The sequence below is a fragment of the Xanthomonas maliensis genome, assembly GCF_009192945.1.
GTDB lineage: Bacteria > Pseudomonadota > Gammaproteobacteria > Xanthomonadales > Xanthomonadaceae > Xanthomonas > Xanthomonas maliensis.
Genome location: NZ_NSET01000011.1, coordinates 61,917 through 75,651 on the forward strand (window position 1 = coordinate 61,917; position 13,735 = coordinate 75,651).

Consider the following 13,735-nt stretch of genomic DNA (forward strand, 5'->3'; position numbering starts at 1 on the left):
GGCAGTCTAGCCATGCGTTGGCGCGAACGTAAGAAGGCACACTCGTGATACTGGGAGCGAAATCGCTGTGAATCGAGACGACATCCTTGAGTATTCGCAGACCGTGTGTGACGGTCTAAGAGACGATGACGATGGATTGCGACGGGAGGTGCTTGCGCATGCCGGAAGTCGTTGGTCGCTCGGCATCGTCCACACGCTCGGGGTGTACGGCAGGCTGCGCCATGCGGAAATCGGCAGGCGCATGCATGGGGTAACGCAACGCATGCTGACGCTGACTTTGCGCCAGCTCGAGCGTGACGGACTGGTGCTTCGTCATCAATTCGACGAGGTGCCTCCCAGGGTCGAGTACGAACTCTCAGACACAGGCATGGAATTGCTCATTCGGATGGTCCCGCTCTGGACCTGGATCGTCGAAAATGCGGACCGTTTCCGAGAAGCCCGGCGGAACTTCGATAACGAGCACGGCGACGCAAGTTCCTAGTGGGTTTCAGTTGCGATGCCTATGCCCTGGCTCTGTTTGATCGGCATCGCCCATCGCGTCACCAGCTGCCTACGGATGAGCGGCGACTGGCGCTGTAAGGCACCTCACCTGGCTACGCGGCGAGGCAACGCAGTCCGCATCGATCAGCTCGACCTCGAAGTACGAAGTCCTGCCAGGACTCCAGCACGTCGGACCACTTCGCGGAAAGCTCGCGTCACAGATGTATTAGCTGCCCCTGATAATCGCCGCGACCCGCCCCCTTTCAGATCGACATGTCACGGCGATTTTTCGATCGCTGGCGATAGCCCCCGAAGACGCCGACTGATACGCCCAGTGTTTCCTAGACATCTCAAGGCCATGGAAAATGACTGATTCGGAGGTGTCCATGAGCAGTAAGCGGTATACGGATGAGTTCAAGATCGAGGCGGTCCGGCAAGTGACCGATCGTGGGTTCAAGGTGGCAGAGGTCGCCGAGCGACTGGGTGTCACCACGCACAGCGTGTACGCCTGGCTGAGCAAGTTCGGCAAGCCCGGCGTGACGCAGCGTGCCGAGGTCGGCCACGCGCCGCGCGGCCGCCAGGATCTGGTCAACCGACGCAGGGCGATAGCGCCCCCGGCCGTCGCGCACGTGCAGCGACGCATCGAGATCGAGAATGGACAGGTTCGACATGGTCATGATCAGCTCCGGTTGCTCGGGCGGAATTGCCCGGCACCGTCGCCATCACGGCGCAGCGCAAGCCGTCAGGGGTCGCGGACGGACGCAGGCCGCAAGCGTGCCCGCAGGCACGCGCAGCCCTTGACGGCGAGCACGCCGTGGTACGGTGAAGGGATCGGCAACTCCGCACCCCTCCCCCAAACGAAGCCAGGATCCGCAAGCGAAGCGCGCAGGCACGGCGAGCCTCGCCGGGCCGAAAATGCAGCGACCGCAATCGGAAGCTGCGGCGCAAGACCGCAAACAAAAAGGCGCCGCCCGCCTCACGGCAGACAGCGCCCATGACTGTGATCAGGTGGCTTCGCGCTTCAGCAGCGACTCCAACTGATCGATCAGCCCGACCTCGACGAACACGCAGTCCTGGCAGGACTCCAAGGGCACATCGAACAGCTTCGCGAACACCTCTCGCCGCAGATGCGCCACGTGGCCCGTCCGGTACGCATGCTCCGGCTTCAAGCGCTCTGCATTGGTCGCCAACGCGCTGCGCTCAGGATCACACTCGATCAACGCGACGAAGCCATCGTCGACGAACTTCCGGTGCTCGGGACACAGCCCCCAGCCCGTCCTCGTTTGGCGCTCCATGCTGGCGCGCAGGCGCCTGTCCAGCAGGAGGGAGCCGGTCTCGAACGCGCTGCCGCAGACAAGGCAGACGTGTTGTTCCAGCGAAACGTGCGATTTCTCGTTCATGGCGATCTCCGGTTGCTCGGGCGGAATTGCCCGGCACCGCCGCCATCACGGCGCAGCGCAAGCTGTCAGGGGTCGCAGACGGCCGCAGGCCGCAAGCGTGCCCACAGGCACGCGCAGCCCTTGACGGCGAGAACGCCGTGGTACGTTCGAGGGAACGGCAACGCCGCCACCCCGGTCTCAAACGAAGCCAGGACGACCGGCAAGCGAAGCGCGCAGGCACGGCCCACGAGGCCGCGCCGGAGGCATCAGCCGAGCGTGCAGCGAGGAAGCGATAGAAGTGAGACCCGCAGGCGGGTCGATGCGCTACGAGCACGACAGCGCGACCGGCCATGTTTCTTGGACGGGAATCTCCCTGTCTACGAGAGGAAGCCTAGTGAGGTTGTAGCGCCAGCACTACCAAGCTACCCGAGCCGGATTGGCATTTATACAACGTGGCTGTATAAAGCATGAAAACCGTTGCGATCATCGCAGTAATTTGGTGCCATTGCGGCACCCTAGCCGTAAATATCGTTAGTCAAAGGGAGGGGGCATGGCTTCTGCGAGACGGGATTTTGAAGGCTTCGTGCGGTGGCTCTACCAACCAGATAGACAAGTTCCAGGCGACGTACGCCGACTGGCAACTTTGGCTCTCGCAAACTTTGACGAATTGGCTGAAACCTCGCGACAACGAAGCCAGCGCTCCACCTTTCTGGTCGGCCTGATGCGGCGAGAGCTTAGCGATACCGTAGAAGCGCCTCCAGTAGACGTTGCTAAAGCAAACGTCGACGTCTGGCCATGGGTCAGATTGCGTCACCTTACAATCGGTCCATTTCGCGGATTCCGATCACCAGAGCCTTTTGACCTAACTAAGCAGATCATCCTTTTCTACGGGCCGAATGGCAGCGGGAAAACCAGTCTATGTGAAGGACTGGAGTATGCCCTTCTCGGAGATGTCGAAGAAGCTGGCAGCAAACGCATTGCGGCCAGGACCTATCTGGCAAACGTTCACGACAGGCGATTCGATCCGCCAGTCCTGAAGGCAACGGATCAACAAGGACGAGAGGTTGACGTTGTTGCAAACCTCGACAATTATCGCTTCTGTTTCATAGAAAAAAATCGAATCGACGCATTTTCAAGAATCGCTGCTCGGCCCAACGCTCAGCGAACTGAACTGATTGCCACACTCTTTGGCATGGACCAGTTTAATGAGTTCGTAGCCCACTTCAATGAGAGCATCGACGGACAGCTTGTTTTGGTCGGCGAGCGACAAACTGTCTTGACTACTCGCCGGAACGCGCTTGCGGCAGATCAAGCAACCGTCGGTGGAGAAACCGCCTCCCATCAACTGCTAGACGAAGAGGAATTCTCTCTGGCCAAGGAATACGCAGGAGACCTCACCTATCAAGCACTGAAGGACCTGATCGGTACTGCGGAAGCTCCGGGACGCCTCAAAGAGCTGGATGATATTCTAGGAGCGGTTCCACCGAATGTTCTTGGCATCACACGCCAAGGTCTCCAGGATGCTTTCGGAGAGGCACACCAGTGCTCGCAGGAGCTTGACGAGGTTATTGCTTCCCTTCGGGCCAAAAGCGACCAAGTATCCTTCAAGTCACTTTATAACTCTGTTCTCGCTTTGCAGAAGACCGTCGGAGATCGCTGCCCCGCTTGCGACACGCCACTGACTGGTGACGCTCATGTTTACGCAGATCCCTTTAAGAAGGCGACTGACGGGTTGCAGCAACTTGAAGAGTTGAGCGCCCTTCAAGAACGACAAAAGACTATCGAAGTAAAACTTGGCCAAGCATCTCGCGCGTTGCGGCAGATGTTCTCGCCCCTAAGCGCATTCATAGTAGCTCATCAAGAAGATGAGTCAGTAGTCGGTCGTTGGGCTTTGCAGCTGCCTGCGGAGCCTAGCGGTCTTTGGTGGACAGATATCTATTCCCTACCCTCCACAGACCGGCGCGGATCGCCTTCGCTAGATGAAATCCTCGCTGTAGTAGATCGCATGACCGCGCAAGACGAAGCTTCAAGGGCGGCTCAGCGGGATCGACAACCGCACATCAATGAGCGTCGGCGACTCAATGAGTTCCAGCTAAAGGTGCAAGCGCAAGACCTCAAGCGGCAGCAACTGAAAACGAATATCGAAGCAGCGCGTAACCGCATCGAAGCGTTCGACGGAACAAACGCGATGTTGATCGAACAAGCGGAGCAGGAGAAGCTAGATATCGCTCGCGACACGCCTTACAAGACAGCCTACGACAGGTTTCTTGAAGCTCTTAGATCCTACAGGGATCAACTCCCTGGTCAGCTAATGGCTGGGTTAAATGATGCCGCCAGAGATTTATATAATGCATTTAATCGCAATGATCGCGACGAGGATAAATTATCAGCACTGCATCTGCCGTTGACTGGCGATGAAAAGATAGAAATCAGTTTCCAGGGAAATCACGGGGTTCGATTCGATGCACTCCACGTTCTGAGCGAAGGACACATACGTTGCCTCGGCCTTGCCATTCTGATGGCCAAGGCGAAGAGCATCGGCTGCCCAGTTATCGTCTTCGACGATGCTATAAATGCTATCGACCATGACCACCGAGGAGGAATCCGAGAAGTGATCTTTGAGAGCGACCACTTCGCTCAAATTCAACTGATCGTCACCTGTCACAGCAACGAGTTCATAAAAGACATCCAACAACACCTGCCTACTCAGCGCAGAAACGCCTGCAAGGTCTACTTGTTACGACATCACGATGGCAACTACCAACCTAGAGTTACCGGCAATGTGCCAAGCGCGAACTATATCGCCAAGGCTAGGGCAGCAAGAGAAGCGCTTAATGACCGAGATGCGCTCGCTGCTTCTCGCCAAGCCTTGGAGATGCTAAGCGAGAAAACTTGGCGCTGGCTTGGAAGCCATGATCAGGGCGCCTTGAATATCACGCTGATGGGCGTCGGCGCCGAGCCTGCATTGAGAAATCTATGCGAAGCGTTGGTCAAGAAATTGCGAGATGCCCAGACCTTCAACCACGCGAACAAAGAGCCCCTTCTTACTGCGTATGGCCGCATCTTGGGCATTCCAGTTAACAATCTTGTTTGGACGTACCTCAACAAAGGTACTCATGAGGAGGCAGACCGCGATGACTTTGACGGGGAGCTTGTGGAAACCGTTGTCCAAACACTTGAGGAGCTAGACCGCCTCGATCTGCGAGGCAGGCGCTAACTCTTGTTGCTGCACGCACGCCTAGTCTTGGCTGGGCGTAGCGCTGAAATAAACTAGAGAGCGACAGCACCGGATCCCTTCGGGTACTGGCTGACGGTTAGCTGCTTAATCAGCTAGCCATAATGCCGGTCGTCGAGCGATGACACTCCGGATACCGCATGTGGCTTGGTGTCGTAGCGCACAGCGGTGATGTCATGGATAACCAATGAATCACGCTTCAGTCTCAGCGCGGGATGCACTGAGCGGCGTGCATACCATGGAATCTCACGCTCCTTGAACAGAATCGACGGACTGAACCACTTTCCCGGGCCATCCTCTTCGTACTCCCATAATGCGACGTCGGCCGTCGCTTGAGATCCATCTGCGTCGGTGACTTCACAAGCCTTACGAAAGAGAACCACATTGTCACCTTCTACTCGCTCGCCTGGACGGCGCCCCTGGGCGGATGGATAAATGATGCCATCCACGTTCAAAGTGTCATGCGCAGCTAAATAGTCTGCGACCGCCTGGGTGATAAGGTAGTCGCGATCTTGCAGTTCGGGAACTATTGGTGCTGACAGGCGGCCACCAAGTGTCCTGAGAAAATCTCGGCGCTGCGCAGCAGCGCGGGTTGCACGATCGAACAAACTGGCCCCGCTCCTAAGCTCCACACTAGCCAAGCGCCGAAGATCCAGTAGCCGTAATGGGCGAGTCACTTCAAAGGCGGCAAGTACAACTCTGCTACCGACCGGAGGACGCACTTCGGCGATGCATATCTCAGGAGCAGTGGCGCCGTAGAAGGCGGGCTGACCTTGCCCGTTCATACGTCCAGCAGCGCCGATCCCAGCGGCGGGCGAACCCAAAAAGCGTTCTGGCCAGGTAAGTGCAAATGCCATGGATTCGTCAGTTTGAAATACACGGCCACGGTACAGCGTTCTTAATGGAGCTTCGGGCCCAGCCAGCATGATCACCGGCTGCCCTTCGCTATCGCGGTCATCAGCGATCTCGCCGAAAATCTTTTTAAGCAGCAGAGTCGCTTTCGGATTGAAGAAGCGAACATCAGAACGCAGGCTTTCCTCCATGTCTCTCCAGGCGTGCCCTAACGGCTCTGCCATGGACGGCTTGCGAACAAACCATGGGTCATCATCGCCATATCGAGACTCTCCCGAGTCGGCATCAAACCAGAGGTCTCTCAGATACTCTACGATGACCTCAATAGCGGCCTGCGGCGCTTGGGTCAATTGTGAAACTGTCTCGTACAAGTCTTGGCCAGCGGGCGTACGACCAAAATGCACTACTGCCATTGTGTGACTGGATTCCTCGAAGAACGTATCAATAACTTCGTCGCACAATTTTGCCACTACCCAAAGATCGGCAGACTGCTGATCTTTCTTACAGCACTCACATGGGTTCTCAGACGTTGCCGCCTCTTCAATCAACCGCCGCAAGTACGGCTCGCCTACGCAGCTCGCACAAATAAATCTCATACTAAATTCCTATTCGAGGTCTACATTGAACGGTGCGTATACCGACCGGAACATTGTCAGAATCTTGCGCCTAGCGGAGTCCAGCTGATCTGCACTGCGTTGCGAAAGCTCGAACGTCGGGCAGTCTGGAAATCCACAGCCACAAGGCCTTATTTCGCCCTCCCTAAGGCCAGTCACGAAAATGCGACGGAGGTCATCGACATGGCGTACGACCTTCTCCAGCGTGGTTCGGATACCCCTATCCCTCAGGTTATGGATCGACGGAATACGTCTAATCTCATCGCCGTCGCGAGTGCGCCATATACCGGTATTGAGTGCGCCGATAGTATCTTCGATCGCCTGCCGGAAGGCCGGCAGAGAGCTTTCCTTGTGAAACGGCGTGCGAAAGGCAGATCGGTTAAATACTGCGGCCATCAACTGCAGTGAATCGGTATCGGACAAATCTGGAAAATCATCAACAAATCTGCGAATGTCCGCCTTCGCATCGGGAAAATCTGTTCCGCGAACGAAACGATGGAGCAAGTACTCAGCGCGAAGCCGCAAGTTCTCCTCAAACTCCACACCCGACCAGATGGTGACATGGCCCACACCAAGGGCGGCCGCGGCTTTCTCAATCCGACTGCGGCTTGTGTCCGAGACGGCGCCTCGGGAAACGAACTTGAAGGCGTCCGGCACAGCACCTGCGGCCCTCATCGCCTTCTCCATGTCACCTTTTGCTTTCGCTAACGTCAAGGCGTCCCGATTCGCGCATTGAATGATGGTCGTGCGAGGCGGCCTGTCATCAAAGAACTCGGTCCCCGTGATGTCTCTACCTTGGTCACCCCCCGATTGACCGCGCCAGACCAAGTCACGCCAACCTGCCCGCAAGTGGTATGCGAAGACGAGACGCTCAAACTGTATGCCGCTGAAATCCTCGAAATGGATTGGAGAAACCATTACCGTCGCCATATCCCGGCCTTTGCAAGTTATCTATTCGTCGATACGCCTGAACACGCCCCAACGAGTTTCGTCGATAGCCAATGAAGGCCATCATCGCTTCATCTTCTGCGGCATCAACACTCATGGAGCGCGATATGGAGAATACCCCGTCAGGCCCGGTGGGCAGAGCCTATGAATCGAAATACAGCCTCGCCGCGCCGCTGCCCGGCTCGGCGGCCTATGAGGAACTTCCTCAGTTTCCGCAGTTCTGCGTTCTGCCCTTCCGTCGTACCATACGCCGAAAGGAGCTGCGCCAGATCGTTCCTTTGGCCGAAACAACGATCTACGAAATGGAGCGCCGCGGCGAGTTCCCGCGCCGTTTCAACTTGACGCCCCGCTGCGTCGTATGGGACCTGGCCGAAGTGGAAGCTTGGATCGAACAACGCAAGCAGGCACCCCGCACCGGCATCGTCAAACCCGACGTCCACCAGCGAAAAACCCGCCCTGTCCGGGCGGATTCGGAAAAGATCTAGCCGTGCGCGGGACGATTCATCCGACAAAGGTCTCCAGTTCCTTAGCCGCCGCCTTCGGCAGCCGCAGACGCTCCTTCGCAACATTGGCCTGCATGGCCACGCGCGCCACGTCCAGCACATCCTCCGCCAGCGCATAACCTCCCCGAGCCTGCAGCCAGGCCAGCACGTCGGCCAGATGCCAGATCGACGTGCTGCCCTCATGCACCGGCGCTGGGAAGCTCCCGGGATACGCGAGCATCAGCTTGCGCATGTTCTGCCGCGACACGCCCACGATCTCGGCCACGTCGGTCAACCCCACCAAGTCCGGTGCCACCTCTATCAGGCGTGCCGAAGGCACCGCCGCGCGTACGTCAGCCAATGCGCTGCGCACAGCTTCCCCGGCATCGACCGCCTCGCGGTTGAACTCCAGCGCCAGGCGCCCCGGCTGCCCAATGCCGACCAGCGCATCGTCGCAGCCGGCCTCGCCCAGGCGCTCGACCAGCGCATCGGTGTCGCGGTCCTCGTCAGCCAGTTGGTACTTCAGGGTGAAGGTGTATTCCATCGCGCTACTCCTGGGCACCCTCGCCAGCATCGTGCTGGCGGCGGTGCGTGGTGCAGTTGCCCACGACGCGCCGCAAGGCGCGTGCATGGTTGCCAGGGCTCTTCGGCGTGCTCCACACGCTGGTGATGCAGAACTCGCCGCAGCGGCATTCCTGGTCGTTGTAGGGGCAATAGATCCGCCCCCACGCATGGCTTCCGCCGACCTCGACGCGCCAGCCCTGCCCTTCGGCATGCCGAAGCGCCTCCTCGACTTCCTTCTTCGGATGGGAGGGGCGAACCATCAGCGGCCTCCAGTGTGTAGCGGCCACCAAAAGTTGTCAAGTGACAACCAACTCGTGGTCATGCCACTGCGCTCAATCCGGGCACAACCACATTCCTGGGAATCAGCGTCGGAACGTAGTCCTGCCGCTGCTCCCAGGCACCGACCAGGTTGGCCCACTCCTGCAGCATGTGACGCCGCTGCTCCGCGTACTCGGCCTTGTTGTAGACGGACCGCGACGAGCGCCCATCTTCGTGTGCAAGACACTTCTCGATCCAGTCGCGGTTGAATCCGATCTCGTTCAACAGCGTCGAACCTGTCCGTCGAAGGTCGTGAACGGTGAACGGCTGCAGCGGCAGGCCCTTGCTCCTGGCTTCTTCGACGATGAGTTGCGTTACCCGATTCAACGTCGCGTTGGACATGCAGCGCTCTGCATCGTATCGGGACGGGAAGACGAACCTCGAACCCGCCGCGCACGCATGCAACGTCACGAAGATGTCGAGCGCCTGATTCGAAAGGTAGACCACGTGCGGATTGCGCCCCTTCATCCGCGCCTTGGGAATCGTCCAGGTCTTCCGCTCGAAATCCACCTCGTCCCAGGTGGCATGGATCAGCTCGCTCTTGCGAACCAGCGTCAGGAGAACCAGGCGCAACGCCAGCCTGATCGTCGGATAGGTCGCCACCGCTTCCAGTTGCTGCAGCATCAGCCGGATCTCCAGCGGCGACAAGGCACGGTCCTTCGGCGTGAAGGTGGCGATTGATGAAGCGCTGACGCTATCCGTCGGGTTCTCTACCTTCTCGCCCTGGGCGATGGCGTAGACATAGACCTGCTTGACGATGTCCCGGATCTGGACCGCCGTCGCCGGCGCACCACGCTCCTTGACCTTGTTGCACAGAGCCCGCAGGTCATCCGCCTGGATCTCGGTCAGCAGGCGGTTGCGGAAGACCGGCAGGATGTCCCGGTCGATGATGTGCTTGCGCATGGCCCGCGTGCTGTCGGCCAACCTCGCATTGGCCAACCACGCATCCATCGCCGCCCCAAAGGTCTTGATGGCCGTAACCCGCCGCTTGGCCCGCTGCTTCTCGATCGCAGGAGATATGCCTGCCTGGACCGATTTGCGCGCCTCCAGCAGCAGTTCGCGCGCCATCGCCAGCGAGATACCGCCAGCGCCATAGCGCCCCAGGGTCAAGGTCTCGCGGCGGCCATTGAGCCGGTAGTCGTAGCGGAAGGTGACGGTACCACTGGGCAATACCGTCACGTAAAGCCCATCACGGTCGGAAGCCTTGTAGGGCTTGGCCTTGGGCTTCAAATTTCGTAGCGCAGCATCGGTCAGCATCGAGGTTTTCTCCGGTTTTTCCGACGGCTTTTACCGTCAGGGACCTGGAGGCCTGCTGATGCTCGGAAAGCCGCATGAAACAAGCTTTTCCGAGAAAACTTTTACCGTCAAAGACGGTATAAGTCTGGATAGTGAATGAGAACGACTGAATCCGGCCGCGTTTTTTACCGCCACCTATACCGTCAAATTTTTCTGCTGGCCGGCGATAGCCACCGATAGCAGCCGCAATCTTTCCCCTTTCAGATCAACAAGTTGTGTGAATTTTTCGACAGCTGGCGATAGTCCGCGAAGGACGTCAAATCACTCCCACTCGATCGTCGCCGGCGGCTTGCCGGAGATGTCGTAGACCACCCGCGAGACGCCGCGCAGTTCGTTGATGATGCGGTTGCTCACGGTGCCGAGGAAGTCGTATGGCAGGTGTGCCCAGTGCGCGGTCATGAAGTCGATGGTCTCGACCGCGCGCAGCGCGATCACCCATTCGTAGGCACGCGCGTCGCCGACCACGCCGACCGACTTGACCGGCAGGAACACCGCGAAGGCCTGGCTGGTCTTGTCGTACAGGTCGGCCTTGCGCAGTTCATCGATGAAAATCGCGTCGGCCTTGGCCAGCAACTCGGCGTACTCGCGCTTCACTTCGCCAAGGATGCGCACGCCCAGGCCGGGACCAGGGAACGGATGGCGGTAGACCATGGTGCGCGGCAGGCCGAGTTCGACGCCGAGCCGGCGCACTTCGTCCTTGAACAACTCGCGCAGCGGTTCGACCAGACCCAGCTTCATATGCTCGGGCAGGCCGCCGACGTTGTGGTGGCTCTTGATCACGTGCGCCTTGCCGGTCTTGCTGCCGGCCGACTCGATCACGTCCGGGTAGATCGTGCCCTGCGCCAGCCACTTGGCATTGCTGAGCTTGTTCGACTCTTCGTCGAAGATCTCGACGAACAGGTTACCGATGATCTTGCGCTTGGCCTCCGGATCGCTGACGCCGGCCAGCGCCTGGAAATAGCGGTCGGCGGCGTTGACCCGGATCACCTTGACGCCCATGTGCTCGGCAAACATCGCCATCACCTGGTCGCCTTCCTGCCAGCGCAGCAGGCCGGTATCGACAAACACACACGTCAGCTTGTCGCCGATCGCCTTGTGCAGCAGCGCAGCGACTACCGACGAATCGACACCGCCGGACAAGCCCAGAATCACTTCGTCATCGCCCACTTGCTCACGCACGCGCGCGATCTGGTCCTCGATGATGTTGGCCGCGGTCCACAGCGTGGCGCAGCCGCACACGTCGACCACGAAGCGGCGCAGCAGGGTCTGGCCCTGCAGGGTGTGGGTGACTTCCGGATGGAACTGCACGCCATACCAGCGCTTGGCCTCGTTGGCCATGGCCGCGACCGGGATACGGTCGGTGACGGCGGTAATGGTGAAGCCCGGCGGCACCTTGGACACATGGTCGCCATGGCTCATCCACACGTTCAAGCGCGACGCGCCTGCGTGATCGGTCAGCCCAGAGAACAACGCATCGGCTGCGACCACATCCACCTCGGCGTGGCCGAACTCGCGCTGGTCGGCGGCCTCGGTGGCGCCGCCGAGCTGCGCGGCCAGGGTCTGCATGCCATAGCAGATGCCGAAGATCGGCAGGCCGCTGTCGAAGACTTCCTGCGGTGCGGCCGGGGCACCCGGCAGCGTGGTCGATTCCGGGCCGCCGGACAGGATGATGCCCTTGGCGCCGAAGCCGGCGATCTCGGCCGGATCATGATCCCAGGCCCAGATCTCGCAATAGACCCCGAGCTCACGGATGCGCCGAGCGATCAGCTGCGTGTACTGCGCGCCAAAGTCGAGGATGAGGATCTTGTCGTTATGGATATTGGTCATCGGACTCGGAACTCGGGACGCGGGACTCGGCTCCCTGCATCCACTCGCGCTAAAGAAACGGCGGCAGAAGCGCTGTTGCTTCCGCCGCCGAAGAGTCGTTCTGCCGGACTCGGGCTCCGAGTCCCGAGTTCCGGCACCTCCGAGTCCCGGCGCTTAGCCAGCCCGATAGTTCGGCGGCTCTTTGGTGATCTGCACGTCGTGCACGTGGCTCTCGCGCTGGCCGGCACCGGTGATGGTGACGAACTTGGGTTTGGTGCGCATTTCCTCGATGGTCGCGCAACCGACATAGCCCATCGTGGCGCGCAGGCCACCGATCAGCTGGTGGACGATGCCGCCCACCGGACCGCGGTATGGCACCCGGCCTTCGATGCCTTCCGGCACGAGCTTGTCGGCATCGCTGGCGTCCTGGAAGTAGCGATCCTTGGACCCCTTTTCCATCGCGCCCAGGCTGCCCATGCCGCGATAGCTCTTGTAGCTGCGGCCCTGGAACAGCTCGACCTCACCCGGGGCTTCCTCGGTGCCGGCGAACAGGCCGCCGACCATCACCGTGGAGGCGCCGGCGACCAGCGCCTTGCCGATGTCGCCCGAGTAGCGGATGCCGCCATCGGCGATCAGGGGAATGCGGTCCTGCAGCGCCTCGGCCACCATGTCCACTGCGGTGATCTGCGGTACGCCGACACCTGCGACCACGCGGGTGGTGCAGATCGAACCGGGACCCACGCCGACCTTGACCGCGTCGGCGCCGGCGTCCATCAACGCCAGCGCGGCGTCGCCGGTAACGATGTTGCCGCCAATCACCTGCAGTTGCGGATAGGTCTTCTTGACCCAGGCCACGCGCTCGATAACGCCTTGCGAGTGACCGTGGGCGGTATCGACGATGACCACATCCACGCCGGCGGCCGCCAGCAATTCGATGCGCTGCTCGGTATCGCCGCCGACACCAACCGCCGCACCGACCAGCAGCCGCGTGGCGGCATCCTTGGCGGCGTTGGGGTTGTCGGTCTTCTTCTGAATGTCCTTGACGGTGATCAGCCCGCGCAGCTCGAAGCTGTCGTTGACCACCAGGATCTTCTCGATGCGATTGCGGTGCAGCAGCTCGAGCACTTCCTCGTCGCTGGCGCCCTCGCGCACGGTGATCAAGCGATCCTTCTTGGTCATGATGTGGCGGACCGGATCGTCGAGCTTCTTCTCGAAGCGCATGTCGCGACTGGTCACGATACCGACCAGTCCGCTGCCGTCCACCACCGGCACGCCGGAGATGTTGCGCGCGCGGGTGAGCTTGAGGACCTCGCCGATGGTGGTGTCCGGACCGACCGTGAACGGCTCGGTGATGACGCCGGACTCGAATTTCTTGACCTTGGCCACCTCGGCCGCCTGCTGGGCCGGGGTCAGGTTCTTGTGGATGATGCCGATGCCGCCCAGCTGGGCCATGGCCACCGCCAGGCGGTGTTCGGTCACTGTATCCATGGCGGCCGACAGGATCGGCAGCTTGAGCCGCAGGTCGCGCGTCAGCCGGGTTTCCAGGCTGACATCCTTCGGCAGGACGGTCGAATGGGCGGGGACGAGCGAGACGTCGTCGTAGGTAAGAGCTTCAGCCTGGATGCGCAGCATCGGCGGACCCGAATGTGGGGAAGCGCGGCATTTTAACGCGAAAGGACGGCTGAGGCTATGGCGAGGAGCCGGGGTTCGGGAGCCGGGGTTCGGGAGCCGGGGTTCGGGAGCCGGGGTTCGGGACCCGGG

Annotated in this window: 11 protein-coding genes and 1 pseudogene; 4 read left to right on the forward strand and 8 right to left on the reverse strand. The window is 60.1% G+C overall.

Going from position 1 to position 13,735, the window contains the following annotated elements; translation table 11 throughout:
* The first annotated feature begins 67 nt into the window (after positions 1-67).
* The gene (locus CKY51_RS03345; protein WP_152248884.1) at positions 68-481 is read left to right on the forward strand and encodes a winged helix-turn-helix transcriptional regulator; all 414 of its coding nucleotides are present in this window, start codon (positions 68-70) and stop codon (positions 479-481) included.
* Positions 482-866: 385 nt separating this feature from the next.
* Positions 867-1,013 (forward strand): annotated as a pseudogene (locus CKY51_RS03355) (transposase); the annotation flags it as partial.
* Between the two features lie 471 nt (positions 1,014-1,484).
* On the opposite strand, the gene CKY51_RS03365 reads toward CKY51_RS03355, so the two are convergent.
* Positions 1,485-1,880 (reverse strand): hypothetical protein, encoded by a 396-nt coding sequence (locus CKY51_RS03365; protein WP_022971938.1) that lies wholly within the window; start codon positions 1,878-1,880, stop codon positions 1,485-1,487.
* A 529-nt stretch (positions 1,881-2,409) separates the two neighbouring features.
* Here CKY51_RS03365 and CKY51_RS03375 point away from each other — a divergent pair.
* The gene (locus CKY51_RS03375) at positions 2,410-5,076 is read left to right on the forward strand and encodes an AAA family ATPase (RefSeq protein ID WP_152248886.1); all 2,667 of its coding nucleotides are present in this window, start codon (positions 2,410-2,412) and stop codon (positions 5,074-5,076) included.
* Between the two features lie 113 nt (positions 5,077-5,189).
* Here the strand turns inward: CKY51_RS03375 and CKY51_RS03380 are convergent, their stop codons facing one another.
* Both CKY51_RS03380 and CKY51_RS03385 read right to left on the reverse strand, forming a co-directional pair.
* Entirely contained in the window at positions 5,190-6,542 is a 1,353-nt protein-coding gene (locus CKY51_RS03380) for an RES family NAD+ phosphorylase (RefSeq protein WP_152248887.1), read from the reverse strand.
* Between the two features lie 9 nt (positions 6,543-6,551).
* On the reverse strand, positions 6,552-7,478 hold the full coding sequence (locus tag CKY51_RS03385) for a PDDEXK family nuclease (RefSeq protein ID WP_211904860.1): 927 nt from the start codon (positions 7,476-7,478) through the stop codon (positions 6,552-6,554).
* Positions 7,479-7,561: 83 nt separating this feature from the next.
* Here CKY51_RS03385 and CKY51_RS03390 point away from each other — a divergent pair, with 83 nt between their 5' ends.
* Positions 7,562-7,993: a helix-turn-helix transcriptional regulator gene (locus tag CKY51_RS03390; RefSeq protein WP_244952506.1), complete on the forward strand. Its 432-nt coding sequence runs from the start codon at positions 7,562-7,564 to the stop codon at positions 7,991-7,993.
* 16 nt (positions 7,994-8,009) lie between these two features.
* Here the strand turns inward: CKY51_RS03390 and CKY51_RS03395 are convergent, their stop codons facing one another.
* The 5 genes from CKY51_RS03395 to guaB all read right to left on the reverse strand — a co-directional run bounded on the left by CKY51_RS03395 (position 8,010) and on the right by guaB (position 13,606).
* Positions 8,010-8,534, reverse strand: coding sequence for a helix-turn-helix transcriptional regulator (locus tag CKY51_RS03395; RefSeq protein WP_031340801.1), 525 nt, complete (start codon positions 8,532-8,534; stop codon positions 8,010-8,012).
* A gap of 4 nt (positions 8,535-8,538) precedes the next feature.
* Positions 8,539-8,814, reverse strand: a complete 276-nt coding sequence (locus tag CKY51_RS03400; RefSeq protein ID WP_031340802.1) for a hypothetical protein — start codon at positions 8,812-8,814, stop codon at positions 8,539-8,541.
* 58 nt (positions 8,815-8,872) lie between these two features.
* Entirely contained in the window at positions 8,873-10,129 is a 1,257-nt protein-coding gene (locus tag CKY51_RS03405; protein WP_152248889.1) for a tyrosine-type recombinase/integrase, read from the reverse strand.
* Positions 10,130-10,429: 300 nt separating this feature from the next.
* Positions 10,430-11,995, reverse strand: coding sequence for a glutamine-hydrolyzing GMP synthase (guaA, locus tag CKY51_RS03410; RefSeq protein ID WP_152248890.1), 1,566 nt, complete (start codon positions 11,993-11,995; stop codon positions 10,430-10,432).
* Positions 11,996-12,148: 153 nt separating this feature from the next.
* Positions 12,149-13,606, reverse strand: a complete 1,458-nt coding sequence (guaB, locus tag CKY51_RS03415; protein WP_022974272.1) for an IMP dehydrogenase — start codon at positions 13,604-13,606, stop codon at positions 12,149-12,151.
* Between the last annotated feature and the right edge of the window lie 129 nt (positions 13,607-13,735).

What these genes read in the sequence shown, in the direction of transcription:
- CKY51_RS03365 (WP_022971938.1), bottom strand. Translation starts at nt 1,880, where the DNA reads ATGAACGAGAAATCGCACGTTTCGCTGGAACAACACGTCTGCCTTGTC.
- CKY51_RS03380 (WP_152248887.1), bottom strand. Translation starts at nt 6,542, where the DNA reads ATGAGATTTATTTGTGCGAGCTGCGTAGGCGAGCCGTACTTGCGGCGG.
- guaA (WP_152248890.1), bottom strand. Translation starts at nt 11,995, where the DNA reads ATGACCAATATCCATAACGACAAGATCCTCATCCTCGACTTTGGCGCG.
- guaB (WP_022974272.1), bottom strand. Translation starts at nt 13,606, where the DNA reads ATGCTGCGCATCCAGGCTGAAGCTCTTACCTACGACGACGTCTCGCTC.
- CKY51_RS03385 (WP_211904860.1), bottom strand. Translation starts at nt 7,478, where the DNA reads ATGGTTTCTCCAATCCATTTCGAGGATTTCAGCGGCATACAGTTTGAG.
- CKY51_RS03405 (WP_152248889.1), bottom strand. Translation starts at nt 10,129, where the DNA reads ATGCTGACCGATGCTGCGCTACGAAATTTGAAGCCCAAGGCCAAGCCC.
- CKY51_RS03400 (WP_031340802.1), bottom strand. Translation starts at nt 8,814, where the DNA reads ATGGTTCGCCCCTCCCATCCGAAGAAGGAAGTCGAGGAGGCGCTTCGG.
- CKY51_RS03390 (WP_244952506.1), top strand. Translation starts at nt 7,562, where the DNA reads ATGAAGGCCATCATCGCTTCATCTTCTGCGGCATCAACACTCATGGAG.
- CKY51_RS03395 (WP_031340801.1), bottom strand. Translation starts at nt 8,534, where the DNA reads ATGGAATACACCTTCACCCTGAAGTACCAACTGGCTGACGAGGACCGC.
- CKY51_RS03375 (WP_152248886.1), top strand. Translation starts at nt 2,410, where the DNA reads ATGGCTTCTGCGAGACGGGATTTTGAAGGCTTCGTGCGGTGGCTCTAC.